The organism is Streptomyces sp. NPDC033136, from assembly GCF_055578235.1.
The window spans coordinates 432,601-457,699 of record NZ_JBVIPD010000001.1 but is presented as its reverse complement, the minus strand read 5'-3'; the positions used below and the strand labels follow the sequence as shown (position 1 = coordinate 457,699).

Annotated in this window: 23 protein-coding genes and 1 pseudogene; 12 read left to right on the top strand and 12 right to left on the bottom strand. The window is 71.1% G+C overall.

Features of this window, described 5'->3' with window-relative positions; genetic code table 11:
• Positions 1 to 18: 18 nt before the first annotated feature.
• The 3 genes and pseudogenes from ACZ5TL_RS02085 to ACZ5TL_RS02075 all read right to left on the bottom strand — a co-directional run.
• A pseudogene (locus tag ACZ5TL_RS02085) lies at positions 19 to 189 on the bottom strand (hypothetical protein); the annotation flags it as partial.
• 5 nt (positions 190 to 194) lie between these two features.
• Positions 195 to 758, bottom strand: a complete 564-nt coding sequence (locus ACZ5TL_RS02080) for a tellurite resistance TerB family protein (protein ID WP_468586677.1) — start codon at positions 756 to 758, stop codon at positions 195 to 197.
• A gap of 168 nt (positions 759 to 926) precedes the next feature.
• Positions 927 to 2,231 (bottom strand): serine hydrolase domain-containing protein, encoded by a 1,305-nt coding sequence (locus tag ACZ5TL_RS02075; RefSeq protein WP_468587082.1) that lies wholly within the window; start codon positions 2,229 to 2,231, stop codon positions 927 to 929.
• 301 nt (positions 2,232 to 2,532) lie between these two features.
• Between ACZ5TL_RS02075 and ACZ5TL_RS02070 the strand changes: the two genes are divergently transcribed.
• Complete coding sequence (locus ACZ5TL_RS02070; RefSeq protein ID WP_468586675.1) at positions 2,533 to 3,927, top strand: glycoside hydrolase family 43 protein; 1,395 nt, start codon at positions 2,533 to 2,535, stop codon at positions 3,925 to 3,927.
• A 257-nt stretch (positions 3,928 to 4,184) separates the two neighbouring features.
• Positions 4,185 to 4,547 (top strand): DUF1304 domain-containing protein, encoded by a 363-nt coding sequence (locus ACZ5TL_RS02065; RefSeq protein ID WP_468586673.1) that lies wholly within the window; start codon positions 4,185 to 4,187, stop codon positions 4,545 to 4,547.
• Positions 4,548 to 4,597: 50 nt separating this feature from the next.
• Here ACZ5TL_RS02065 and ACZ5TL_RS02060 read toward each other — a convergent pair whose 3' ends face one another.
• Positions 4,598 to 5,011 carry a DUF5994 family protein gene (locus ACZ5TL_RS02060; protein WP_468586671.1) on the bottom strand — a complete coding sequence of 138 codons (414 nt, stop codon included), beginning with the start codon at positions 5,009 to 5,011 and terminating at the stop codon, positions 4,598 to 4,600.
• 302 nt (positions 5,012 to 5,313) lie between these two features.
• Between ACZ5TL_RS02060 and ACZ5TL_RS02055 the strand changes: the two genes are divergently transcribed.
• Together ACZ5TL_RS02055 and ACZ5TL_RS02050 are read left to right on the top strand one after the other, a co-directional pair.
• Positions 5,314 to 5,688: a DUF6479 family protein gene (locus tag ACZ5TL_RS02055; protein WP_468586669.1), complete on the top strand. Its 375-nt coding sequence runs from the start codon at positions 5,314 to 5,316 to the stop codon at positions 5,686 to 5,688.
• 118 nt (positions 5,689 to 5,806) lie between these two features.
• Complete coding sequence (locus tag ACZ5TL_RS02050; protein WP_468586667.1) at positions 5,807 to 6,292, top strand: hypothetical protein; 486 nt, start codon at positions 5,807 to 5,809, stop codon at positions 6,290 to 6,292.
• Between the two features lie 315 nt (positions 6,293 to 6,607).
• Here the strand turns inward: ACZ5TL_RS02050 and ACZ5TL_RS02045 are convergent, their stop codons facing one another.
• Positions 6,608 to 8,290, bottom strand: a complete 1,683-nt coding sequence (locus tag ACZ5TL_RS02045; RefSeq protein ID WP_468586665.1) for a glycoside hydrolase family 13 protein — start codon at positions 8,288 to 8,290, stop codon at positions 6,608 to 6,610.
• A gap of 294 nt (positions 8,291 to 8,584) precedes the next feature.
• Here ACZ5TL_RS02045 and ACZ5TL_RS02040 point away from each other — a divergent pair, with 294 nt between their 5' ends.
• Positions 8,585 to 9,520: an LAETG motif-containing sortase-dependent surface protein gene (locus tag ACZ5TL_RS02040; protein ID WP_468586663.1), complete on the top strand. Its 936-nt coding sequence runs from the start codon at positions 8,585 to 8,587 to the stop codon at positions 9,518 to 9,520.
• A gap of 88 nt (positions 9,521 to 9,608) precedes the next feature.
• Here the strand turns inward: ACZ5TL_RS02040 and ACZ5TL_RS02035 are convergent, their stop codons facing one another.
• Complete coding sequence (locus tag ACZ5TL_RS02035; protein ID WP_468586661.1) at positions 9,609 to 10,565, bottom strand: nucleoside hydrolase; 957 nt, start codon at positions 10,563 to 10,565, stop codon at positions 9,609 to 9,611.
• Positions 10,566 to 10,986: 421 nt separating this feature from the next.
• Between ACZ5TL_RS02035 and ACZ5TL_RS02030 the strand changes: the two genes are divergently transcribed.
• Positions 10,987 to 11,784, top strand: a complete 798-nt coding sequence (locus ACZ5TL_RS02030; protein WP_468586659.1) for a hypothetical protein — start codon at positions 10,987 to 10,989, stop codon at positions 11,782 to 11,784.
• Positions 11,785 to 11,813: 29 nt separating this feature from the next.
• On the opposite strand, the gene ACZ5TL_RS02025 is transcribed toward ACZ5TL_RS02030, so the two are convergent.
• From ACZ5TL_RS02025 to ACZ5TL_RS02010, 4 genes are all read right to left on the bottom strand, one after another.
• Complete coding sequence (locus ACZ5TL_RS02025; protein WP_468586657.1) at positions 11,814 to 12,608, bottom strand: GAF and ANTAR domain-containing protein; 795 nt, start codon at positions 12,606 to 12,608, stop codon at positions 11,814 to 11,816.
• A gap of 273 nt (positions 12,609 to 12,881) precedes the next feature.
• The gene (locus tag ACZ5TL_RS02020) at positions 12,882 to 13,802 is read right to left on the bottom strand and encodes a TIGR03943 family putative permease subunit (RefSeq protein ID WP_468587080.1); all 921 of its coding nucleotides are present in this window, start codon (positions 13,800 to 13,802) and stop codon (positions 12,882 to 12,884) included.
• Positions 13,799 to 14,803 (bottom strand): permease, encoded by a 1,005-nt coding sequence (locus ACZ5TL_RS02015; protein ID WP_468586655.1) that lies wholly within the window; start codon positions 14,801 to 14,803, stop codon positions 13,799 to 13,801. The genes ACZ5TL_RS02020 and ACZ5TL_RS02015 overlap by 4 nt, the downstream gene beginning before the upstream one ends.
• A gap of 70 nt (positions 14,804 to 14,873) precedes the next feature.
• Positions 14,874 to 16,217: a helix-turn-helix domain-containing protein gene (locus tag ACZ5TL_RS02010; RefSeq protein WP_468586653.1), complete on the bottom strand. Its 1,344-nt coding sequence runs from the start codon at positions 16,215 to 16,217 to the stop codon at positions 14,874 to 14,876.
• A gap of 128 nt (positions 16,218 to 16,345) precedes the next feature.
• Here ACZ5TL_RS02010 and ACZ5TL_RS02005 point away from each other — a divergent pair, with 128 nt between their 5' ends.
• From ACZ5TL_RS02005 to ACZ5TL_RS01985, 5 genes are all read left to right on the top strand, one after another.
• The gene (locus ACZ5TL_RS02005) at positions 16,346 to 16,498 is read left to right on the top strand and encodes a hypothetical protein (protein WP_468586652.1); all 153 of its coding nucleotides are present in this window, start codon (positions 16,346 to 16,348) and stop codon (positions 16,496 to 16,498) included.
• A 442-nt stretch (positions 16,499 to 16,940) separates the two neighbouring features.
• A complete protein-coding gene (locus ACZ5TL_RS02000; RefSeq protein ID WP_468586650.1) occupies positions 16,941 to 17,849 on the top strand; it encodes a hypothetical protein in 909 nt (302 codons plus the stop codon).
• The gene (locus ACZ5TL_RS01995) at positions 17,737 to 19,479 is read left to right on the top strand and encodes a DUF6531 domain-containing protein (RefSeq protein ID WP_468586648.1); all 1,743 of its coding nucleotides are present in this window, start codon (positions 17,737 to 17,739) and stop codon (positions 19,477 to 19,479) included. The genes ACZ5TL_RS02000 and ACZ5TL_RS01995 overlap by 113 nt, the downstream gene beginning before the upstream one ends.
• The gene (locus tag ACZ5TL_RS01990) at positions 19,476 to 22,106 is read left to right on the top strand and encodes a polymorphic toxin type 17 domain-containing protein (protein ID WP_468586647.1); all 2,631 of its coding nucleotides are present in this window, start codon (positions 19,476 to 19,478) and stop codon (positions 22,104 to 22,106) included. The genes ACZ5TL_RS01995 and ACZ5TL_RS01990 overlap by 4 nt, the downstream gene beginning before the upstream one ends.
• A gap of 472 nt (positions 22,107 to 22,578) precedes the next feature.
• Positions 22,579 to 22,980: a hypothetical protein gene (locus ACZ5TL_RS01985; protein WP_468586645.1), complete on the top strand. Its 402-nt coding sequence runs from the start codon at positions 22,579 to 22,581 to the stop codon at positions 22,978 to 22,980.
• A gap of 528 nt (positions 22,981 to 23,508) precedes the next feature.
• Here ACZ5TL_RS01985 and ACZ5TL_RS01980 read toward each other — a convergent pair.
• Complete coding sequence (locus ACZ5TL_RS01980; RefSeq protein ID WP_468586643.1) at positions 23,509 to 23,703, bottom strand: DUF397 domain-containing protein; 195 nt, start codon at positions 23,701 to 23,703, stop codon at positions 23,509 to 23,511.
• A complete protein-coding gene (locus ACZ5TL_RS01975; RefSeq protein ID WP_468587078.1) occupies positions 23,663 to 24,511 on the bottom strand; it encodes a helix-turn-helix domain-containing protein in 849 nt (282 codons plus the stop codon). The genes ACZ5TL_RS01980 and ACZ5TL_RS01975 overlap by 41 nt, the downstream gene beginning before the upstream one ends.
• 86 nt (positions 24,512 to 24,597) lie before the next feature.
• Between ACZ5TL_RS01975 and ACZ5TL_RS01970 the strand changes: the two genes are divergently transcribed.
• On the top strand, positions 24,598 to 25,035 hold the full coding sequence (locus tag ACZ5TL_RS01970) for an ATP-binding protein (RefSeq protein ID WP_468586641.1): 438 nt from the start codon (positions 24,598 to 24,600) through the stop codon (positions 25,033 to 25,035).
• Positions 25,036 to 25,099 lie beyond the last annotated feature (64 nt).

Sequence of the window (25,099 nt, the reverse complement as noted above, 5' to 3'; positions counted from 1 at the left end):
CGAGCCCGAGCGGCCCGGTCAGGGGTCCTGGCGGACGAGGTGCATCCCCACCGCCCGGCCCTCCGCGTCCCACCGCACCTCGAGGACGTGGTCGACGGCGTCCCGGTCGAGAGGGCCGAACACGTGCGGGAACAGCGTCTCGCCGGTGACGCCGGGCGGCGGGGCGGGGGCCGCCGCCTCCCACTCCACGCCGGTCAGAGCTGGAACTCGGCCGGGGACACCCCCAGCGCCGCGCACGCCTCGCGCAGGACCGTCGCCTCGGCCTGGGAGAAGTGGCCGTCAGCGCCCGCGATGACCATGCCGGTCTGGATCACGGCCCGCGCCTCGGTGGGCTTCTTGGCTGCCTTGGCGATCTCCTGCATCGCCTCGGCCTTGCCGTGCTGGAAGTTCATCGTCAGCTGGTCCACGTGCTTGTTGAAGCGCTGGCGCAGCTGCTCCGGCGGGAAGTTCTGCAGCACGTCGTTGTTCAGGATCATCGACTCCACCTGCTGCCGCTCGGCCGGATCCACCTGGCCGTCGGCCGCCGCGACCAGGGCGCACACGGCGATGCTCGCGTCCCGGTAGGCACCGCTCTTCAACTCGTTCTTCAGCGATCCGAGCTGCGTCTTGAACAGGCCGACCAGCTGGGCCTTGCCGCCCCCGCCGGACCTCGCCCCGCCACTGTGCCCGCCGCTGTGCCCGCCGGGAGTCGCGCCACGTCCGGCCTGACCCTGCTGGAGAGCCTTGGCCTGGTCCTTGAGCCGGTCCCACACTGCCATTGCCGCCACCTCGGTATTCGTCAGCATCACCTAGCGCACCCGCTCACGCGCGCACACCCATCCAACGCCCGGCCCCCGGGCAAAGGTTCCGCAAAACGGCCCTCAGGGAGCCATGAACCGCTCGTTCAGAATGCGATCAGAATCGGGCGAGACCAGGGAGACCGCTGATCAAAGGTGAGGCCCGTCGGTCGACAGAGAATCGCCGGTCAACGGAGCATCGTCGATCCGTGGCAGCCGCGTGAGCCGCTCTCCGCGGGCCCTCGGGCTCGCCGTTCCGGCCTCGGGGGCGGCCGGGCAGAGCGCGCCGACGACGTAGGCGCCGAGGGCGTCGTCGATCGGGTGCGCCTGCGGTACGCCCTGGCCGTCGAGTTCCTGGTACTTCATCAGGTTCTGCGCCACCGCCATCTGGCGCTTGCCGTCACGGCTGGACAGCGCGATCGTGCCCGCTCCGAACACCGCGCCGTCGTGGCCCCAGAAGCGGCCGCAGGGCAGATCGACGGAGTAGATGCCGAGGCCGTAGTCGATGCCGGAGACGGAAACCGTGCGCGTCATCTCGCCGAGGGACGCCTCGCCGATCAGCTTCCCGCCGAGCAGGGCCCGGTAGAAGCGGTTCAGGTCGTCGGTGGTGGAGACGACCGAACCCGCCGTGTACGCCCACGACATGTCGTACACGCTGTAGTCGCGGGGCGGGTCGATCAGGCCGTGGAACGACTCGTACATGCGCGGGTGCGGGCCCTTGATGTACGGGGTGCGCGGCAGGTACGTGTGGCGCAGACCGGCCCGGTCGATGACGTTGCGGGTGAGGTACGTGTACGCCTTCTGGCCGGTGACCTTCTCCAGGAGCAGCCCGGCGATGACGTAGTTGGTGTTGGAGTACGAGCCCGGCACCATACCGGGGCGTCCGGTCGCGGGGGCCGCGAGGCCCAGCCGGACCAGTTCGCGCGGGCGGATCGAGCGGAAGCGCTCCTCGTCGAGACTGGCCGCCGAGCCCTGGGTGAGGGAGGGGAAGGCGCCCGCGACGTAGTCACCGATCCCGCTGGTGTGGTTGAGGAGCATCCGGACGGTGATCTGCCGGCCGCGCTCCCCGGGTATCAGGTCCGGGAGGTAGTCGCCGACGGGGGCGTCGAGCCGGATGCGGCCACGCTCCGCCTGCTGGAGCAGCCCCACCGCGGTGAAGGTCTTGCTGATGCTGCCCACCCGCTGCCGCATGCCCGGCGTGACCGGGCGGCCGGTGTCGACGTCGGCGACACCGGAGGCCCCGGTCCACCGCTCGCCGCCGTCCCGGACGGAGGAGAAGACGCCGTACATGCCCGCCTCGTGGACGGCGTCCAGCGCGTCACGCAGCGCGGGTGCGTCCAGCGACGCGGCGTCGCGGGATACGGCGGTACCGGCGTGCGCGGGCGCGGTCAGTACGGCGGTGGTCGTCAGCAACGTGGTGCCCAGGACGGTTCCCAGGAGCCGGGCGATGCGCAACTGCTTGCCCCTTCCCTTGTGTTCGAGTTCGGTGTTCGAACAGGCCGGGATCATCGTCAAGGGAAGCGGACAGGGCTTGCATCCTTCGAGGGGATGATCGAAAACCGGCCGTCGGCCGATCCGGAGTCGTCACCCGCCGTGGCGGCCGCCGCGCCACGAGGACCGCCCCCGAAGGGAGTTCGCGTCCGGCTCATTGACGCCGCGCGGTTCCGGCTCTACCGTCTGGCCGAATTCCCGAACTGTGTTCGGAATTTCGACCATGATGCTTCGCTCCGTACCCCCGACGGAAGGCCGAGCCGCCATGACCTCCCCCCGCAGACCCTCCCGCCGCCATGTCCTCGGCATGGCCGCGACCCTGCCGCTCGCTCTCACCACCGACCTGGCCCTCGGCGCCGGTGCGGCCGGCGCCGCGACGGGACCGGCGTACGTGATGGGCTACTTCACCGAGTCCCCGGACGGGCTGGGCACCGACTACGGCCTGCACCTGGCCGTCAGCCTCGACGGCCTGGAGTGGACGCCGCTGAACCAGAACAGGCCCGTGGTCACCCCCACCCAGGGCGCGGGCGGCCTGCGCGACCCGTTCGTCCTGCGCAGGCAGGACGGCACGTTCGCCGTCCTGGCCACCGACCTGAAGGGCACCGACTGGAGCTACAACAGCCAGTACATCCACGTCTGGGACTCCGCCGACCTGCGCTCCCTCACCGGCTACCGCAGGCTGAAGCTGCACGGCATGACCACCCACAGCTGGGCCCCGGAGGCGTACTGGGACGCCTCACGCGGGCAGTACGCAATCGTCTACTCGTCGGTGAACTCCAGCGGCCACAACGTGCTGATGGTCAACTACACGACCGACTTCCGTACGGTCTCCGCACCCCAGGTCTTCTTCGACCCCGGCTACGACGTGATCGACGGCAGCTTCGCCCTCGGCGTCGGCGGCACCAACTACATGTACTTCAAGCACAGTTCGCGGCAGACCCTGGTCGGCGCCCGGTCCGCCACGCTCGCCCCGGGCAGCTGGCAGGTCTTCAGCACGCCGGTGGCCCACGGCGGCACCGAGGCGCCGACCCTGGTGCGCTCGCAGTCGACCGGCACCTGGTACCTCTGGGGCGACACCTACACACCGAACGGCGTCTTCTACGTCTGGCAGACCACCGACCTGGCCTCCGGCACCTGGACGCCGGTCGACCAGCGCCGCTACACCCAGCCGGTGAACTCCAAGCACGGCAGCATCGCGCCGCTCACCGGCACGCAGTACGACAACCTCCTGGCCCACTGGGGTGCCCCGGACTGGAACCGGCTGAAGTCGTACAACCGCCCGGACCGCTACGTCCGCCACACGGGGTTCGCCGGCCGGATCGACCCCTACCCCTTCGACCCGTACACCGACGCCCAGTGGAAGCTCGTACCGGGCCTGGCCGACGCGTCGGGGGTGTCCTTCCAGTCGGTCAACTACCCCGGCCGGTACCTGCGGCACTACAGCTACGCACTGCGCCTCGACCCGGACGACGGCACCTCCGCGTTCGCCCAGGACGCGACCTTCCACAAGGTGGCGGGGCTGGCCGACGCCACCTGGACGTCGTTCCGCTCGCACAACTTCCCCACCCGCTACATCCGGCACGCCGACTACGCCCTGCGCATCGACCCCGTCTCCACCGCCACGGACCGGGCGGACGCGACGTTCCGGATCGGCTACTGACCTGACGGCCCCGGCATGCGGGAAGGCCGGGCCGGGCTCCCGAGCGGCACACGCGGGGACGCGACGGCCAGGCCCGGCCTTCCTCTGGCCGCAATCTGCCACCCGCCGGGCCGCCCCGCCTCCCGGGAGGGCCCGAACGAGGACGGGGACCGAACGGGGACGGGGACCGAACGGGGACGGGGACCGAACGGGGACGCGGACCGAACGAGGACGGGCCCCAACGAGGACGGGATCCGCGGGCCTGTGATGATGAGCGCATGTCGACCCTCGCCACGATCGCGGTACTGGCCCTCGCCGCGCTCCACGCCTACATCCTGGTCCTGGAGATGTTCCTGTGGACCACCCCCCGGGCCCGCGCCGCCTTCGGCACCACCGCCGAGTTCGCCTCCGGCACCAAGGCCCTCGCCGCCAACCAGGGCCTCTACAACGGCTTCCTCGCCGCCGGTCTGCTGTGGGGCGCGGTGGCCTCCGACCCGGTGGGCTTCCAGGTCTCGGTGTTCTTCCTGGTGTGCGTGGCGATCGCGGGGCTGTACGGCGCCGCCACCGCCAGCCGGAAGATCCTCTTCGTCCAGACCGTCCCGGCGCTGGTCGCCCTGGCCCTGGTGCTGCTCGCGCGCTAGCTGTATTGCCCTGAGCCCCGGCAGGCAGGTCACGGCGTCAGGCGTCGGCGTCAGGCGTCCTGTGCGACGGCCCGCTCCATGAGCCGGGCCGCCTCCGCCTCCGTGGTCGCGGGCGGCACCACGAGCAGGTCCCAGCGGCCCCGGCCGGGCGTGAGCAGGCAGACGGTGTGGGGCGCGGTGGGCGAGTCGGTGTGGCCGACGTGCACCGTCTGCCCGGCGATATCCATCTGCTCCGGGCTGTCCGGCCAGGTGTCCCCGTTGACCAGGACACTGCTGATGCGGCCCCAGGAGGGCGGCAGCACGCCCAGCAGTCCGGTCAGCTCCTCCGCCAGGTCGTACGAGCGGGGCCACCACGCCCCGTCGATACGGCGGGCCGTACGGCCGTAGCGCGACTGCTCGGCGAGCAGCAGCCGGACTTCACGTGATGCCGGGCGCGGTGGCGGTGAGGAGGATGCAGACGTCATCGGGGCTCCTGCTGCGAACAGGGGGACGTGGCCAGGAGACCGGTTCGGCCACCGGTTGCGCACCCCCCGGTTTCTCCACCGTACCGTTCCCGGAGACGGAGCGGGAGTGAGCCCTGTGGCCGGAGCGGGCCCGCGCGGCGAATGCGGCGCGGGGGCCCGGGGTCCCGCGCCGAACTGCTTCTTCCGTGCCCGCGTGCATCCGGTCCCGCGGAGCGGTGCTGACCGGGGCGACAGGGGTTGCCCGGTCCACACTGCCGGACATTCCGGGCGCTTTATGGCAATCCGTCGGCGATAATCGGAATATGAAGACGGCAACGTATGAACTGCTGGCGGCGTCGACGGATCACGCGATCGCCGTGGCCATCGCCTTCGTCGGCGGGCTGATCGTGGCCGGCGCGCTGATCTGGGCCGTACGCGTCGGGATGCGCGTGATGGACAAGGACACCCACCACCCCGGCCTCGAGGAACAGCCGCACCTCCCCGACGCCGGGCCGGTCCGCGAGACGCGGGAGATGCGGGAACCCGACGACGTGCCGGTCGTGGCCCGCGACGGCCGGCGGATCATGCCCCATGAGCTCCACCGCGCGAGCACCAGGACCGGCAAGGACCAGAAACCGCGGCGCTGGTCGCCCGGATCCAGCGGATCCTTCGGCGGCGGCGGCAGCGGGCGCACGTGAGGCTACGCGCCCCGGACGTGCCGGATGTGAGGCCCCGAGACCGTTTGTAAGGCGCCGAGACCGGCTGTGAGGCCCCGCGGACCGGGTGCCTCTGCCGACGGCTCTCCAGGGAGGCGACATGGCTGCCCGCCACCGGACAGGCTGGGCGACGGGAGGGGCGGCCCTGGCGCTCTCCCTGGCCGCCGTGCTCACCGGCTGCGGCGGCAACAGCCCCGCCGACACCGCCCGCAAGGCCGAGTCGGCGGTCGGGTCGATCGCCTCGCAGGCCCCCGAGGCGGTGGAGTCGGCCACGGCGGAGGCCGGGCGCCTGCTCGACGACATCCAGGGCGGCGTCGACGTCAAGGACGATGTGAAGGCCGGTCCGCCCGCCGTCGGCTCCGACGGCCGGGCCCGGTCCGAGGTCACCGTCACCAACACCGACGACTCCGAGCGGTCCTTCGCGGTCCAGGTCGACTTCACCGACGCCGAGGGCCGGCTGACCGACACGGTCATCGTGACCGTGGACCACGTGCAGGCCGGGGAGTCCGCCACGGCCACCGCGCGCAGCACCCACGACCTGTCCGGCGAGGTCCGGGCGGAGGCCGCCCGGGCGGTGCGCTACTGACCTGCGCCCGCCTGCGCCGGCGGGGCTCCCTGTTGCGGACGTCGACGGGACTCTGCCAGCGATTCTCGCGGGGCGTGCGGGAGGCGGCGCGCGGTGCTGGGCCGGGCGGTGGCGGAAGGCCGGTGGCGGCGGGCCCTCAGGGGAGGACTCGTGAGGGAGGGCCCGTCGCGGAGGGCCGGTGGCGGCGGGCCCGTGGTGGAGAGCACGTCGCAGAAGCCCCGCGGCGAAGGGCCCGTCACAGAAGCCCCGTGGCGAAGGGCCGGCGGCGGAGGGCGGCGGGCCGTCGTGGGGACCGGGGCCGCCGCCCGGCAGAGGTCAGCGCCCGAGCCACACCGTCGTGTCCGGCCCGAGCCGGCCGCCCTCCAGTGGGGCACTGCTCAGCAGAACCTCACCGGCCGGCAGCGGAACCGCCGCCGCGGACAGGTTCGTCACGCAGCGCCAGCCCTCGCAGCGGTCGAACTGCAGGACACCGTCCGGGGCGTCCGCCGCCCAGGTCAGCTCCTCGCCCTCGAGGAGTTTGCGACGCAGCCGGAGGGCCGTGCGGTACAGCTCCAGGGTGGAGCCCTCGGCGCCGTCCTGCGCCTCGACGGCGTAGGCGGCGAAGCCGGGCGGCTGCGGCAGCCAGGCACCGCCGGGCCCGAAGCCGTACGACGGTCCGGTCGTCGTCCACGGCAGTGGCACCCGGCAACCGTCACGGCCCTTGCGGACGTGGCCCGTCTGCTCCCAGATCGGGTCCTGGAGCACCTCGGTGGGCAGGTCGGCGACCTCGGGCAGGCCGAGTTCCTCACCCTGGTAGACGTACGCCGAGCCGGGCAGCGCCAGCATCAGCAGGGTGGCCGCCCGGGCCCGGCGCAGCCCGGCCGCCTCGTCGACGGCCGGGGCGTGGCCGCCGGAGAGCAGCCAGGCGTTGAGGTCGGTGCCCGGCGGCAGCATCAGGCGGGAGGCGTGGCGGATCACGTCGTGGTTGGACAGCACCCAGGTGGCCGAGGCACCGGCCGCGCGGGCGGTGGCGAGCGAGTCGGTGATGACCTGCCGCAGCTCGCCGGCGTCCCACCCGGCCTGGAGGTACTCGAAGTTGAAGGCCTGGCCGAGCTCGTCCGGGCGGGCGTAGAGGGCGCGGCGGGCGCCGGGCACCCAGGCCTCGGCGACGGCCATGCGGGGCGGGCGGTAGGCGTCGAGGATCTTGCGCCAGTCGCGGTAGATCTCGTGCACGTCGTCACGGTCGTAGAAGGGGTGCGTGCCCGGCGGCATCGCGGTGAGTGCCTCCTCGCTGCTCAGCTCGGGCCGGCCGAGGTCGCGCAGCGGTTCGCTCAGGTCCTTGACGAGGGCGTGGGCGACATCGACCCGGAAGCCGTCGACCCCGCGGTCGGACCAGAAGCGCAGGGTGGTGCGGTGGTCGGCGCGGACCTCCTGGTTCTCCCAGTTGAGGTCGGGCTGCTCGGGGGCGAACAGGTGCAGGTACCACTGGCCGTCGGGCACCCGTTTCCAGGCGCTGCCGCCGAAGACGGACTGCCAGTCGGTGGGCGGGAGTTCTCCGTGCTCGCCCCGGCCGTCGCGGAAGACGTACCGGTCGCGGGCCGCCGAGCCGGGCCCGGCGTACAGGGCCTCCTGGAACCACACGTGCTGGTGCGAGGAGTGGTTGGGCACGAGGTCGACGATGACCTTCAGGCCGAGCCGGTGGGCCTCGGCGACCAGGGCGTCGAAGTCGTCGAGGGTGCCCAGGCGCGGGTCGACGCCGCGGGGGTCGGCGACGTCGTAGCCGCCGTCGGCGAGCTCGGACGGGTAGAAGGGGCTCAGCCACAGGGCGTCCACGCCCAGGGCGGCGAGGTGGGTGAGGCGGCGGGTGATGCCGCGCAGGTCGCCGAGGCCGTCTCCGTCGGCGTCGGCGAAGCTGCGGGGATAGACCTGGTAGACGACGGCCTGGCGCCACCAGTCGGGATCCCGGGAGGACAGGTCGAGGGTGGAGCGATCGGTCACGCGGTCTCCTTTGCCGGGCATGCGGGCGACAGCATGGAATCTGTCCAGAATGCCGGAAAAAGGAACCATCTGGTCGATCGGAGTGATCCATTCCCGCTGTAATGAAAGTGTGATGGCGGACTAACTTCCGTTGCATACTCGCAGGTTGACAGCCTGCTGCCGCGCGGCCACGATGGGACGCACTGAGGCGCATGCGACCAATGAGCCCAGTGTTTCTCAGACCACTCACCCTCGGTACGGCCCCGGCAGCGCGCGCCGCGCGCTGCCCGCACGCCGTCACCCGGGTTCCGGCACACGCCAAGAAATGGGATCCGCATGTCCATAGCGAGACGTGTCACCGCGCGACGCCTGCTGGGGACGGGCGCCGCGGCCCTCGTCCTCTGCGCCGCCTCCGCCACGACCGCGTTCGCCACCGGTACGCCCGGCGGTGACGGCTGGTCGTCCGGCGGCAGCTACAAGCCCGGGACGGGCGCGGGTACGGAGACCGGGACCGATCGCTGCCTGTTCTCACTCGACGGCACGAACTTCCACGACTCGGTCAAGGTCGACGACGAGAACCTCAAGCCGACCGACGACGGCAAGATCCACATCAAGGTCCGCGCCGCCGGTGACGCGTCGACCTGCACGGCCTCCCTCGCGTCCTACCTCGCCCACGGCGCGACCTTCGCGACCTCCGGCGAGCAGGTGTTCGTCGACTTCGACACGGTGACGGTCAAGCCGGGCGGCACCGACTCGCTCGACATCGCCATCCCCGACAAGGGCTGCTTCGGGCAGATCGACCTCTACCGGGGCGCGGTGAAGTTCGACGGCCGGCTCGACGCGAAGGACGGCTTCGAGCACGGCGAGCTGCCCAAGGGTCCGGACCGCCCGGTCATCAAGGACAAGCTGATCGCGGCGTGGAACGGCGGCACGAAGGACTGCACGACGCCGCCGCCGTCGGAGGAGCCGCCCGCCTCCACGCCGCCCGCGACCCCGACGGAGCCGGCCGAGGAGACGACGCCGCCGGCGACCCCGTCCGAGCCGACGGAGCCGTCTTCCCCGCCGGCGACGGACACGGACACCCCGACCCCGTCCGCCTCGGAGTCGACCACGCCTCCGGCCCCGAAGCCGAACGGCGGCGGCGGTGACCTCGCCGAGACCGGCGCCGACAGCAACACGGGCCCGATCGCCATCGGCGCGGCGGCGCTCCTCGCGGGCGGCGCGGCCCTCGTGATCGCGACCCGCCGCCGCGCGGCGAAGCGCAACGCGTAACCCGCACGGAACACCCCACGACGGCCCGCGGCTCCCTCAGCCGCGGGCCGTCGTGCGCCTCGGCCGCCCGGGCCCCGGACGTCCGGGGCTACACCGTCTTCAGGTAGAGCCGCACGTACCGCTCCACGTCGACATCCAACGCCACGTCCACCAGGGGCTGTTCACGGGTGCCCTCGTGGATCTCGGACTCCCCGGGCACTGGGCGGCGGTCGACGACCGTCTGGCCGCGGGCGGGCCCCGGGGCCAGGACGACCTCGACCGGCAGGCGCTCGGTGGTCAGGCCCTGCGGGTCGACGACCGCGCAGACCGCGCCCGCGTCGCCGAGGCCGCCCGTGGGAGTGGGATCGCCGGAGGTGGCCGGGTCGCGGTGGGCGAGCAGCTCGCCGGCCATCCGCAGACTCGCATCCGCGCTCGTCCGCAGCCGCTGCACCTCCCCGGCGGGCACCAGGACCCTCTTGAACACGTCCAGGCCGTACATCGTGATCGGCACGCCCGCGGTGAGCAGGACCGCGGCGGCCTCCGGGTCGTGCCAGACATTGAACTCCGCGACCGGTGTGGCGTTCCCGGTCGCCACCGCGCCGCCCATGAACACGATCCGCTCGATGTTGCGGGTCACCTCGGGGTGCGTCCGCAGCAGCAGCGCGATGTTCGTCAGGGGCGCCATGGGAATGAGAGTGACCGGCCTCGGCGAGGCGAGGATCTCGCGGCGCAGCAGCGTCACCGCGTCCACGTCGACCGGCACCCGGGTCGGCGCGGGCAGCCCCAGGTCGGCCATACCGTCCTGCCCGTGCACATGCCGCGCCGTCCGCACGGGTTCGATCAGCGGACGCTCGGCACCCCGGGCGACGGGGATGTCGCCGGCCCCGGCCACCTCCAGCACGGTCAGGGTGTTGCGGACGACCCCGTCGACGTCCGTGTTCCCGGCGACGCAGGTGATCGCCCGCACGTCGAGCGCCGGGTGCCGTACGGCGAAGAGCAGGGCGAGGGCGTCGTCGACGCCCGTGTCGCAGTCGATGATCACCGGGATGCGCTGACCGTCCGTCACGGCGAGGACTCCTTCCACCTGTTCCCGCACGGGGCTGTCGTACCGGCGACCCTACGACGTGCCCGTCAGGTGGCGCGGCCTGCCTTGAGGGCGGCGGCAGTCCCGGCGCCCCCGGTCCTGGTGCCAGTACGGGCCTCATGTCGCCCTCCCCGAGGGCGCCTTCTCCGGAGGGCCCCGTCCACGGGGGCTTCGGCCGTACGCGGTGGGCGCTCTGAGCTCGCCCCTCGGAGCGGTCCCAGTAACAGGAGGTGCGGCGTCGGGGCGACGGATTTTGCGCGGCGGGGCCGTCGCGGCGGCGCTCCCACGCCGTCACCTCACCCGGACGGCTCGTCGCGCTGGTGAACGGGCGGTCGCGGTGGTGCCGTGAGAGCACGAACCCGATCTTGGACAGCCCCGGCCCGCCCCTCCAGGAGGCACCCCGATGACCCACCCTCCGGCCACCGCCCGTGCCCTGCTCGTCACCGCGCTGTCCGTGACCTCCCTGCTGGCCGCCACGGCGGGCTGCTCCGTCCAGGACGAGCCGCGGCCGCGATGGTTCTCCGCGTCCGCCTCCCCCTCCGCGTCCGCCGTGTCGCCTGCCGTGGAGCAGCCCGCCGGCTCCGGGGCGGCACTCACCGAGGCGCAGGCCCGGGCGGCGCTGATCACCGAGGCCGATCTGGGGGAGCCGTGGGTGCCGACCCGGGGCGCGCGGACCTGGCGGGACGGGCTGCTCAAGGCCACCACCGAGGACCGCGAGTGCCAGCGGCTGCTCGACGCCCTCTACACGGAGGAGCCGTTCGGCCCTCCGAAGGGCCCGCACGCGACGTACGCGCTCGACGACGCCGACACTGACGCGCAGGTGCGCTACCAGGTCGGCGCCCATCCCCCGGCGGACGTCGACCGGACGCTCGACTGGCTGAAGTCGCTGCCGGGCCGGTGCGGCGAGTTCACGGCGGCGACCACACGCGGCGGCGTCCAGAGCGTGCAGGTCGGTGACATGCCGCTGCCTCCGGTGGGGGACGCCCGCCAGGGCCTGCGGGTGACGCTGGCCGGCGAGACGGAGGAGGGGGAGCTGACGTACCTCACCATGGACCTCGCCGCCGTCCGGGTCGGGGAGGAGGCGATCACGCTCACCAACGCCGGCCTCGGCGAGGTGTACGCGGAGGTCACGCAGGAGGCCGTACGCCTCGGGGCGCAGCGGCTGGCGGAGATCAGGGAGCGGGGCCGGGCAGAGATCTGACCCGTCTCAGGCGTTCTTGAGGCCGGGCGTCAGTCCCGGTCGAAGCGCCTGCGGTGTGTGGTCACCTCCCGTGCCGCGTCCAGGGCGGTGACGCCCCGCACGAAGGCGTCCGCCCGCAACCGGGCGAGCGCGTCGTCGGCGGCCACGCCGAGCTGCGCCATGATCATGCCGACGGCCTGGTAGACCTCGTCGTGGTCCGCGGCCAGCCCGCTCAGCCAGGCCTCGCCGTCCTGCGTCTCGGGCTCGTCCCCGTGCGGCAGCGCCATCAGGGCCACCGTCATGACACCGGCGACGATCCGGGCCACGTGCAGCTGGCCCTCGGTGAGCCCGCCCGGGCTGTCCCGGTAGAGGTCGAGGGTGCCGACGTACACCGCGCCGCTGCCCAGCGGCACCGCGTACACCGCCCGGACCCCGGCCGCCGTCGCCTGCTGGGCGAAGACCGGCCAGCGGCCCGCGTCCCGGCCGCTCGTCAGGTCGCAGGCGAGGACGGGCGCCCCGTCCTCCAGCGCGCTCTGGCAGGGGCCGTCGCCCAGCGTCGCCTGGATCTGCCCCAGGTGCGCGGCCCGGTCGCTGCTCGCGCTCAGCTGTACGGGCATGCCCCCGCTGCGCAGCGACACGCTGGCACCGGTCACCGGCAGCAGTTCCACGGCCACCTCGCACAGCCGCGCCGGCAGCTCACCGGGCTCGGCACCGCGCACGCCCCGGGCGATCACGTCGGCGGTCCGGGCCCCGTCCGGATCCAGGTCACCGTCCCCTGGGCGGCGGGGCCTCCCCGGTTCGCCGTCGGGGGCGCCTCGGGGATCGTCCCTGGGCCGCACGCCCACCGCCTCCTTCGTTCACCGCGCCTTCACACCGACGGCCGGCCCGGCACCGAAGCGGGGCGTCCGGCCCGCGTCCCACCTGGAATGACGCCCGATGCCTCCCGGGCGCCGCGTCCAGGTCCGCGTCCGGCATCTGTCCTGCCGGACCCGTACCCGTACGGGTACCCATAGCCGTAGCCGCCGGTCAGGCTCCGAGCCGTCCCGGAAATGGTGCCCCGACTACCCGAAGCGCGTGGGGCAAAACTTCTGCGCGGGCCGTCGGCGCCGGCCCCGGCCTCAGCGCTTCTCGTACGGGTTGTCCGGCTGCGGCACCCGCCGTACGGACGTGACGTCCAGGACCGGCGGCCAGGCGGCGGCCGAGCCCGGCTTTCCCCGCGGGTGCCAGGTCCCGGTGACCGTCACCCACGTGTCGACGGGCGGGGCGTCGGCGCCGCTCACCTCGGCCTTCGCGGCCTGGGCGTCGGCTGCGCAGCAGGAGACGAGGAGGCGGGTGACGTACCAGGTGCCGTCGCCGCCCCGGGTGACGAAGCCGGTGAGCCGGACCGTACGTCCCTCCAGGGAGCGGGTGCTGTCGTAGACCGCCCGGGAGCCGAACTCGCCGAGGGTGAGGTCGACCGGGTCCCCGGCGGGCAGGGCCGGGAAGCTGCCGACGCCCCGCGCGGCACGCTGGGCCGCCTCGCGCTCAGCGCTGTAGGAGCCGAGGGCGGGCGGTGGGAACACGAGGAGGGCCAGCGCGGGAAGGGTCAGGAGCCAGGCGACTCGGGGGCCGTGATGGTGGTCGTGGCCGTCGCCGGGGTGGTGGTCGTCGCCGGGGTCGCCGCCGTGGTCGTGGCCGGGGTCGTGGCCGGGGTCGTGGTCGTCGCCGTGACTGTCGCCATCGCCGTGGCCGTGGCCGTCGCCCGGGTGGTGGCCATGGTCTTGGTCCTGGCCGTCGCCGTCGCCGTGGTACGGGTCCTGGTGGGGGTCGTCGCCGTGGTACGGGTCCTGGCGCGGGTCCCGCTGTTCCCCGGCCGTCCGTGCCACCGCCGTCATCACCGCCACCACCGCGCCCAGCAGCACCAGCACCACCCCGGACACCACCAGGTACGGCCGCAACCCCGCCTGCACGTACCTCAGGTACAGCTCGCTGAAGAGCGACACCCGCAGGATCGCCGCGCCCACGAGCGCGAGCAGTACGGCCGGTCCGTAGCGCCTCACAGCAGCCACCACCCCACCAGCACGCTGCTGACCACGGCCACCACCCAGGTCGCGGACGAGAACCGCACAGCGAAGGCCCTGCCGAACGTGCCCGACTGCAGCGCGAACAGCTTCAGGTCCACCATCGGCCCGACCACCATGAACGCCAGCCGCGCGGTCGGCGAGAAGCCGCTCAGCGACGCCGCCACGAACGCGTCGGCCTCACTGCACACGCACAGCACGACCGCCAGCACGGCGAGCAGCAGCACCGACAGCCAGGCCGACCCGGTGAACACCTCCAGCAGCGACCGCGGCACGACGATGCCGAACGTCGCCGCGGCCGCCGCCCCCACCACCAGGAACCCGCCCGCGTGCAGGAAGTCGTGCTGCAGCCCGGCGACGAAGGCCCGCGGGCCACCCGGGGCGTGCGCCGCGCCCCCCTTCGGCAGCCGCAGCCACTCCTCACGGCCGAACCGCGCCCACAGCCAGCCCATCACCACGGCCGTGGCGAGCGAGGCGACCAGCCGGCCGAGGACCATCTCCGGCTGCCCGGGGAAGGCGATCGAGGTCGCCACGAGGACGACGGGGTTGATCGCGGGCGCCGACAGCAGGAAGGCGAGCGCCGCCGCCGGGGCGACACCGCGCCGTATCAGGCTCCCGGCCACCGGCACGGACGCGCATTCGCAGCCGGGCAGCACGACGCCCGCCGCCCCCGCGACCGGCACGGCGAGGGCCTCGCGGCGGGGCAGCAGCCGCTGGAACACCCGCTCGGGCACGAACGCCGCGATCGCCGCCGACACGACCGTGCCCAGCAGCAGGAACGGCACGCCCTGGACGGTGATCGCGGTGAACACCGTCCACCAGGCCGCGACGGGCGGGGTGTAGAGGTCGAGCGCCAGCACGGGCCCGAGCACCGACGCCACCGTCACGACGGTGATCAGCGCGGCGCCCCCGAGGACGGCGTACACCAGGGCCCGCAGGCCCAGCCGTATGCCGTCGCCCACCGTCCGTTGGTTCTCCACGTGCCCCGCCCCGGTCGTTCACATCCCGCGAGGAGGCTAACCCGTGCGGCTGCGCGGAGCGCGTGCGCCCTCACAGAGGGGGCTGTGCGGGCGCGGGCCCGAGGGTGGTGGTGCCGGGGGCCGTACGGTGCCCGAGGCCCGTCCGGTAGACGTCCAGGGCCGCCTCCACCCTCCCGGTGCGCCGGAGCAGGTCGCCCAGCAACCGGCACAAGTCGGCCAGGTCCCCCGCCGCGCCCGCCCGCTCCAGCAGGCTCAGGGCGCGGACGTAGTGCTCCTCGGCGTCCTCGGTGCGGCGGGCGTCCTCGGCGATGATGCCGAGCAGCCGGTGCGCGGCGGCGGAGTGGACGGCGCCGCGCTCGGGGGACAGGTGCCCGAGGACGTCGTGCAGCAGGGCCGCGGCCTCGTCGGACCTGCCGCGTCGGTGCAGCACGTCGGCCAGCTCCACGGCGACCTGGCTGCTGTAGAGGGCGGCGCGCCTGGCCGACAGCATGCCGAGGGCCTCGCGCAACTCCGCTTCGGCGCGCTCGAGTTGGCCGTCCTGGGCGTAGACGTAGCCGCGCATCCAGTGGCAGTTGGCCAGTTCGGTGCGGATCTGCAGGCTCCGGTACAGCTCGGCGGCCTTGGCCAGGGAGGCGTCGGCCTCGGCGAGGCGGCCCTCGGCGACCAGGGTCCGGGCGACGGAGCGGTGCATCCGGGCGACCAGGGCGGGGTCGCCGGACTGCGGGGCGAGCGCCAGGGCGAACTCGGCCGCCTGGGCGGCGCGGGCGTGCGCGCCCATGTCCATGTACGGGCCGATGGCGCTGGCGTAGAGCAGCAACAGGGCGTCGGGGTCGTGCAGGCCGCCGCGGTTCAGTTCGTCGAGGGCGGTCTCCAGCAGGTAGACGGCGTAACGAAGTTCGCCGGCGAGGTAGTGCGCCACGGCCCGGCCGCGCAGGGCCGGGACCCGGGCGGGCAGCGGCGCGTCGGCCAGGCACGCCTCGGCCCGCTCGAAGTACTCCCGGCCCGCCACCAGCTCGCCCGTCTCCAGGGCGCACTCGCCGAGACCGAGGAGGGCGGCGGACTGCTCGGGGGCCAGACCGTGTGTCCGGGCCTCGGCGAGCAGCTCGGCGTACTGCCCCGCAGCCGCCTCCGCCTCCCCGACGGCGAGGGTCCGCTGGGCCTCGGTCAGCCTCAGCCGCAGCTCGGTCACGAGCCGCGCCGAGTGCCCGGTGGCCAGCTCCTCGAAGGCGACGCCGAGCCGCTCCGCGAGATGCCGCAGGGCGTCGTCGGAGGGCCGCACCCGGCCCGACTCCAGGGTGGAGATGTAGGCGGGGGTGTACACGGGCTCCGCCAACTGCCGCTGTGTCAGCCCCCGTTCGACACGCAACCGCTGCACCCGGCGACCGATGGTCCCCGGATCATCACGCTCCCCCACGCCAACTCCCCCTGACCCTCTTGCCGTTCGCTGTGAACAGCCCCTAGGTTAAATGGAGTGTTAAGCCGAATTGTCGAACTTGCTTAATACGTCGCCACCGTAGTCGCCGCCCCTGTTGCGAGGTCGCCGTGCTGGAACGCACACGCACCGCCGAGCGGTACGCCCGAGGCGTCACCGCCGCCGTCGTCGCCGTGGCGACCCTGCTGCTGGCGGCGAACGCGGGACCGGCGAGAGCCGAGGCACCACAGCCGGGCCCGCAGGCCGTCGCCGACTCCCGCTGAGCGCCAGGGCATGGCCTGATCTGCTTGCCTGTTCACCCGTGCGCGAGTGGAGTGTTCTCGCCTGCGCGGACGACTCTGCGTGCCCGTTCGGGCGTGATGCCTTGAGCGTGTCGGTATGACGGGTCCTGGGCCAGATCCAGCCGACCTCTCGCGTTGGCCGACGAGCACAGGGCGGCCACAGCACGGACGATCGGGTAGCCGTTTCACGCTGGCCCGCAGCGGTGGCGATCGCCGCCATTGGCAGCCCCAGCAGCGCAATCCCTGCTGGCCCCGCTGCCGGTGGCACATTGGCACGCCGTGTGGCCCCTCACACGTCTTCGCTGCTCATCCACGGGTGCGGAATGGCCACTTGATTGTTGGCGTGTACACGCCCTCGCGTGATACGACTCTCCCCTTTGCAGATCTTGTGTCTCCTTTATGGAGGCGAAGGGGAGGGGTAGCGGTGCGTACCGCTAGATCATTGATAGTTCTCTCGGTGCTCCTGGCATTACTGGGTGGAGGCATCCTGACGGCAGGAAGCGTGTCTGCGGCTCCGGGCGGGGCCGTCACCATGCAGAGCCTTCCGGCGGCCAGGACGTCGAAGCCACTGAAGCCCGAGCGTCCTATGACGCTCAAGGAACGGCGTGCCCAGGTCGAGGAATTGCGGGAGCCGAAGGCGCCCGGCACGAGTGTCAGCCTCCCGGGGAAGCGGACTCTGGAGAGCGACGCCGCCGCGCCCGACGCCAAGGGCGTCAAGCCGGAGCGAGGCCCTGCTGCGGCGGCAGCACTGGGACCTCCGACGAACCTGCGGGTTGCCCCTCATCCTTGGTTCGGCTTCGACGTGGAGTGGGGCAACGTCAAGTACGACACGCCTGTGGGGACCGAGTCGATCTACCGGGCCTTGTACCGGGCCTCGGACAACAAGCTGATCAAGCAGTGGTGCGACTCGGACCCGGATGGGTCGAGTGACTCTTCCGGGAAGACGTTCAACTGGGGTGTCTCCGACCCGACGATCCTGACCAAGGGCGTCGAGTACTACATGAAGATCGCCGTTTCAGCCGACCGGGGAACGCATGCTGACCCCCTCGGCAAGGGCTGCGCCAAGGATTGGAGCGCCGAGGCGAAGGGTCCGAAGATCGCGGCCGAGGGGCGGCCGGTGACCGTTCCCGTCACAGAGACCTACGGATGCGGTTGCCTGGACACCACGGGCCGGCTGATCTTCCAGGGCTACATCGGCGACCGGTGCCCAGACGGAAGCCATGCTGGACGCCCAACTTCCTGCTCCCGGCGTGCCGTTCGCACTGCGGCGGACGTACTCGTCCAACAACTCGATGTCGGGGATCTTGGGCAAGGGCTGGTCATCCGCCTTTGATGTGCGCCTTCAGGTGTCGGACACCAAGGTGGTCTACTCCGCCGACAGCGGGGCCCGCATCACCTTCACCAAGGACGCCTCCTCCGGCGCCTACAAGGCCTCGTCGCTCGGTGTCACAGCGGCCCTGACCGGGTCGGCGACCGGCGGGTTCACGCTGACCAGCGGCACGCGCGAGAAGTTGACGTTCAACGGCGCGGGCCGGCTCACGCGCTGGCGTGACGCCGGCGGTGTCGGTCTGACCTTCGCGTACTCGGGTACGGACCTTGCATCGGTGACGGACGGCGCCGGGCGTGTGGTCAAGCTGACGGTCGATCCGGCCAGTCATCTGCTGGAAGCGGTCGACCTTCCCGGCGGTCAGAGCGTCGACTACGGCTACACCGACGGGCTGCTCACCTCCGTGAAGGGCACAGACGGCGGGACCGTCACCTACGGCTACGACGCGCGGGACCAGCTCACCAGCGTCACCGACGCGGCGGGTCGCACGACGATGCAGGTCCAGTACGACAGCAGCGGTCGCGTCAAGGAGCACACCGACGCCGCCGGCAAGAAGGCCACCTTCTCCCGGGCGACGCTGGAGACCGACTACCAGGACGCGGCCGGCGGCATCTGGACCGACCTGTACCACGGCAGCGTGCTGCGCAACCGCATCGATCCCCTCGGCAACGTCACGTCGTACCAGTACGACGCGAAGCTGCGTCTGACGGCCGTCACGGACCCGGCCGGGCGGCGCACGACCATGACCTACGACTCCGCCGGCGGCCTGCTGAGCCGCACCAGCGCAGGCGTGACCCAGTCATGGACGTATGACTCCGCCCGCAACGTCTCCTCCCACACGGACGGGCGCGGTGCCAAGACGACGTACAGCTACGACACGGCCCGGCGGCTGACCGCCATCGACGGCCCGGCGGGCAAGACCTCCTTCACCTACAACACGCTGGGGCAGGTGGCCACGACCACCTCTCCCCGGGGCAAGGTCACCTCGCTCGGCTACGACGTCAAGGGCAATCTGACCTCGCGCACCTCGCCGTCCGGCGCGAAGGCCACCTACACCTACGACGCGGCAGGACGCGTGCTCACCAGCACCGACCCGCGTGGCAACGCCTCCGGGGCGGACCCGGCCAAGTACACCACCACCTACGCCTACGACGCTGCCGGGCGGCTGGCGAAGACCACGGACCCGGCCGGTAACGCCACCACCTACGACTACGACGCGAACGGCAACCAGACCAAGGTGACCGACGCGGCGGGCAGTGTCACCGCCTACCGTTACGACAAGTTCAACCGCGTCACCTCGGTGACCGCCCCGGACGGTTCGGTCGAGAGAACCACCTACCACGCGAACGGCAACGTCTCCGCCGAGACCGACGCGGCGGGCGGAAAGACCACCTACGGCTATGACAAGGCGGGCCGCCTTGTCTCAGTCACCCCGCCGAACGGCAACGCAGCCGGTGCGGACCGGGTCAAGTACAGGACCACGTACGCCTACAACAAGGCCGGCAACCTCACCAAGACCGTCGCCCCGACAGGCGCCGTGACCACCACCTCCTACGACGCCCTCAACCGGCCCACCAAGGTACCGACCCGCTGGGCCGCGCCACGGGCACGTCCTACGACGCCAACGGCAACGTGACCCAAGTCACCGACCCGCTGGGCAAGGTCACCAAGTACACCTACACAGCCGCCGACCTGCTCGCCACAGTGACCGACCCTCTGGGGAAGGTCACGACCTACCGCTACGACGCCGCCGGCAACCGCACCTCCGTCACCACGCCGCTCGGCAACAAGACGACCTACGCCTACGACCATGACGACCGCCAGGTGCGGATGGTCAGCGCCCGCGGCAACGTCTCCGGCGCCACCCCGGCGAAGTACACCTGGACCACCCGCTACGACACCGCCGGCCATCCCGTCAGCCTGACCGACCCGCTCGGCAACGCCGCCAAGCGAACCTACGACGCCCTCGGCAACGTCACCTCCCTCACCGACCCGGCACAGCGCACCACCGACTACGGCTACGACGTCCTCGGCCGCCTGACCTCGGTGACCGCCCCCGACGGCGGCAAGATGACCTACGCCTACGACAAGGTCGGCAACCGCGTTCAGCGCACCGACCCCGCCGGGCATGTCACCGTCTACGGCTACGACCCAGCACAACGGCTGACCTCCGTCACCGACCCGCTCGACCGCGAGACGACCTACGCCTACGACGCCGACGGCAACCTCACCAAGAAGACCACGCCCCGGGGCACGACCACCCAGACCTTCGACCTCCGTGGCCTGCTGAGCAAGGTGGACTACTCCGACTCCACGCCGGACGTCACCTACGAGCACGACGCCGCCGGACAGCTGACTCTGCGCGACAACGGCGTCGTCTCCGAGGACTTCGTCTACGACAACGCCGGACGCCTCACCAAGAGCCGCGGCTTCGCCTACACCTATGACGCCGCGGGCCGGATGCTGACCCGCAAGTACGGCGACGGCAACACCATCACCTACACCTATGACGCCGACGGCCGCACCGCCACCATGGCCGCCGACTCCAAGACCACCGGATACGCCTACGACGCGGAGGCGAACCTCACCCGCAGCACACTGCCCAACACCCTGATCGAGGACCGGGCCTACGACGCCGCCGCTCGGCTGACGTCCGTCACCTCCACGAAGGCCGGGGCGGTGGTCACCAAGACCGCGCTCGCCCTCTCCCCGGCCGGGCAGCCCACCCGCATCGACACCACGCGAGACGGGGTAGCCGAAGGCGGCTACGACCTGACCTACGACAAGGCCGGGCGGATCACTTCCGGCTGCGCCCCGCAGCCGCCGGTCAGCGGCTGTGCCGCCTCCCGCGCCACCAGCTACACCTACGACAAGGCGGGCAACCGCCTCACCTCGACGCGCGGCACGACGGCCACCAGCTATACCTACGACGCCGCCGACCAGCTCACCTCGAAGACCAGGGGCTCCACCACCACCAGCTACGACTACGACGGCGAAGGCAACCAGACCAAGGCCGGAGCCAACACCTACACCTACGACCTGGCCGGACAGATCTCCGCCGCCACCGTCGACGGCACCGCCTACACCTACGAACACGACGCCGAAGGCAACCTGGTCACCACCAGCAAGGCCGGAGCCGTCACCAAGCGCCTCCAGTGGGACCCCAACGCCCCGCTGCCCATCCTGGCCACCGAGCTCAACGGCGCCGGGAAGGTCCAGCAGTCCTACCGCTACGACCCGCTCGGCCAGCCCACCGCCACCAAGACGGCCTCCGGCGCCGTCTTCACCTACACCCACGACGCCCTGGGCTCACCCCTCGACGTCACCGACCGCACCGGCAAGATCTACCAGCGCTGGGCCTACGACCCCTTCGGTAGCCGGGTCCTGGACACCCAGACCACCGGCGCCCCGGCATCCAGGCCCTCCTACACCGGCGCCTACGTCGACACCACCACGGGTTACCTCGACCTGCGCGCCCGCCAGTACGACCCGGCCACCGGCCGCTTCACCCGTCCCGACCCCTACACCCCCGACCCGGACACGCCCTACACGCAGCCCTACGCCTACGTGGAGAACATGCCCACCAGCCGCGTCGACCCGAGCGGCCTGTGCAGCATCACCACGCAGATGAAGGACCTGTTCTCGGGTAACTGGGGCTGGAACACCGAGTGCGCCAAGGAGGACCGCGAAACCGCGACCCTGCCGCCCACGTCCCAGTCGGCCAAGCACCTCTCCGACAAGGTCACCAACAAAGCCATCGAGGTCACCGGCCAGACCAGCCTCGGCCTCCTCGACGGCCTCACCCTCACCGGCTTCAGCCACCTCACCGGAGCCGAAGTCGTCTGCCCACCGGCCTACAACGTCGGCCTGTACGGCAGCATGGTGCCCTTCCCGGTGAGTGGCGGTGGGAAGAGGCTCGCGGCGGAGGCGGCGGAGCTGGGTCTCAGAGGCACCGTCACGACGGGGCTCAAGACCCTCATCAAGAAGGCCAAGCTGCCCACGCAGGGCGGAGTTCGCTATGTGCCACCGAGCGGCGTGAGTGTGGCCGCAGGCCTCCCGCGAACGAGCAGGGGCGGTTACATCGACAAGTTCGGGAATGTTTGGGAGCGGGGTCCGTCTCGAACAGCCGGTGAGGCTTTCGAGTGGGATGTGCAACTGAGTAAGCACGGCCGTTCCCAGTATTCCTGGCTCAAGCCGGGAAGCGGCAAGCCGCTGAACCATCTCAATGTGTCCTTGAAGGGAATCATCACACACGTCAGCTGAGTTCGAAACGGAGGCGAGGGTGGCAGTAGTTTCCTAGCGGATACACTGCTACCTTCGCCGATTTAGCCTGGACAGCCCTGGAGGGGACGATGCGGGGAGTGGCTGAACTCCAAGCACTGCTTCGAGTCTCGAATGATCGAGCCATGAATCGCTTGACTTCGAGGATAATGCGCGAGTTTCCCCTGGGGCTCGGCGAGGGAGAGGGTCAAGAGTACTGGAAGGACCGTGGGCTTCGGGACGTGAGATTCCCGATCCTCCTCGAGGAAGGATCACCGCCCGGTGACCTGTTGTGCCAAGTACTCGCTGGTGCCTGGTCCTTGGCGGGACCATGGACAGTCCTAAGTGTGGGTGAACCGTTCGCCGCAGGGTGGGAGTTCGTTGCCATCGCCGACCACCGGACTGCCGGCATCAAGATTCCAGGGGTAGAGTGGATGAGAATCTCGATGTTCCTGGATTCCTCTGAAACCGCAGGGTGATCGAATCAGCCGAGGAGTTCGTCAGACTGCGCTTCAGCGACGACCCCGAGGAATACCGGAGGGCAAGTGCAGAGTCGACTTCCCTGGACGTGTGGAGGGAAGTAGTCGACCGGTATCTGGAAGCCCGTTTCTGGGTTGCGCACAACAAAACGTCCCCCTTGGGGATCCTGCGCATGCTTGCGCCCGACCCGGACCCAAAGGTGAGGTCCATCGCGGCGATGAAGCGCAAGTTGACTCCGGACATTCTGTCAGCTTTAGCTGCATACCCTGACGAATCTGTCAGACTTGCGGTCGCCAACCACAAGAAGGTTCCCAGGTCCGTACTTGAGCAGCTCCGATCGGATTCTTGGAGTGCTGTCCGGGACCCGGCGCGTGATCGGCTCGAAGGCAGCTACTGACCCCGCGCAGGGCGGCACGGGGCGATAACCACGAAGTCCTCCGTGGTCCAGCACCTGGGGGCTGCCCCTCGTGCCTCTGGCGGGCGGTCGCAGTGGCTGGGTCTCGTCTTCGATGACGAGACCCAGCCTCAGTTGTGCCGAGGCTCTCGCTGTACGGCCCCTGGGGACCACGACAGCGGCGAGGTGGTGGAACTTCGTACTGGTCGACGTCGGCCGGCCGGAGACCAGCGATACGCCCCTGGTTGCGCCTGGCGTCATCGCACCCGGTGTTCCACTGGTGCGATACGCCGAGTCCAGCCAGGACAACTCTCAGAGTGGCGTCCGCCTTTACGCGGACGGGCGCCGTGTTCGCTTCGGGCAGGAGAGTGCATCGCGGCCAGCCGGTGACCCAGCAGCGGTGTTCGGTATCTGGGGACACGTGGTCGAGCTCGACGTACGGCTCGACCTCGACCACATGGCCCGGCTGCGCGCCGTGTGCGGCCTCGTCGGGTGCCCCGTCCCTTCAGCCCCCGGTCCGCACGCCCCAGTTCACGCGCTGACGTACGTCACGAAGGTGGCGTAGGCCTCCGGAGAGACGGTGAGGATGCCGGCCTCGGTGTTCTTGGAGTCGCGGACACCGACGCCTGTTCCGAGGTGGGCGACCTCGACACATTCGCCGCCGTTGCTCCCGCTGTACGACGACTTACGCCACTGAGCACGCGCCATGTCCAGGTTGCTCCCCATAGCGTTCCTCCATCACCCGGGCGATCAGAGCCGCCGAGTTCCCCTCGGAGAGGGCATCGGCCTGAAGGCGAGCGTAACCGACCGAACGTTCCCTGATGACCTGAGGATTGGCCGTCGTGTGGCCCTGGTCGTAGCTCTCGCTGTAGTGGATGTCCGGGTCGCCATCGAATCGCAGGAGGGTGAAGGAGCCCATCATCGAGGAGTGCTGGCCGGCTGAGAACGGAAGGATCTGGAGGTGAGTCCACGGCTTCCCGACGTGGCTCAGCAGGTGGGCGAGTTGGTTTCGCATGATGTCGCGACTGCCGATCTGCCGGTAGAGCGCCGACTCGTCCAGCACCGCCCACAGCACCGGCGGCTGCTCACGCTCCAGGACGCGCTGCCGGTCCATCCGGGCCGCCAGCATCTCGTCGAGCTTCTCCCTCTGATCGACTCCCAGTACAGCCCGGGCGTAGTCCGTCGTCTGAAGAAGTCCGTACACCAGCTGGCACTGGTACGTGGAGATGTACGACGCCCGCGCTTCCAACTCCGCGAACTGTTGAAACCACGTCGGCAACTGGCTCCGCAGAACCAACCCCACCAACCGCGAGAAACAACCGTCCGTCATCAGCGCCGCATCCGCCCGCTCCGCGAACTCCCTGGTCGGGACCTTGTGCGCGGTCTCGATCTGGCCGACGAGGGAGCCCGTGCAGAAGATGCTGTTGCCCAGTTCCTGCTGGGACAGCCCCGCACTCTCGCGGTACCGGCGGAGCTCCGAGCCGAAGTAGTCCAACGGTGAGGCGGTGGGGTCGAGTCGGCGGATGTTGGGTATGGAGCGGTCACCCCCGGATCCGAACGCCGCACGGCGTTCATTTCGGTCTGTAGCCGAGAGTAACCACACGACTCCACGCTGGTGGCATGAATCATGTAACCCACCAGCCGGCGCCAGGACTTGGCCCCAGGTATGGCGTCGACTTCACCCTCGGTGAGCACTCCGCCCGGCATCTGCGCCGCATCCTCAGGGTGTATCTCACCGCCTGGGGGATGGCCGAACTGTGCGACTCCGCCTCGCTCGCCCTCACCGAGCTGGTCACGAACGTCGTACGGCACACGCCCGACCGGCGCGCCGCGGTGCTGGTGCTGCGGCGGCCGGACGGGCGGGGACTGCGCGTGGAGGTCACGGACACGTGCCCCCGACCGCCACTGTCCACAGCTGTGGACGAACTCGCCGAGCACGGACGCGGCGTGCTGATCGTCGACGCCGTCACGGACCGGTGGGGGTGGGATCCGCTGCCCGGCCGGCCCGGCAAGACCGTCTGGTTCGAGTGTGACGCACTCAAGGAATTCGGTCAGTGAATGCGGTTATGTTCACGAATTCCATCCCCGCTTTTTGAATTGCATGGTCAGTGCGTCAATGACG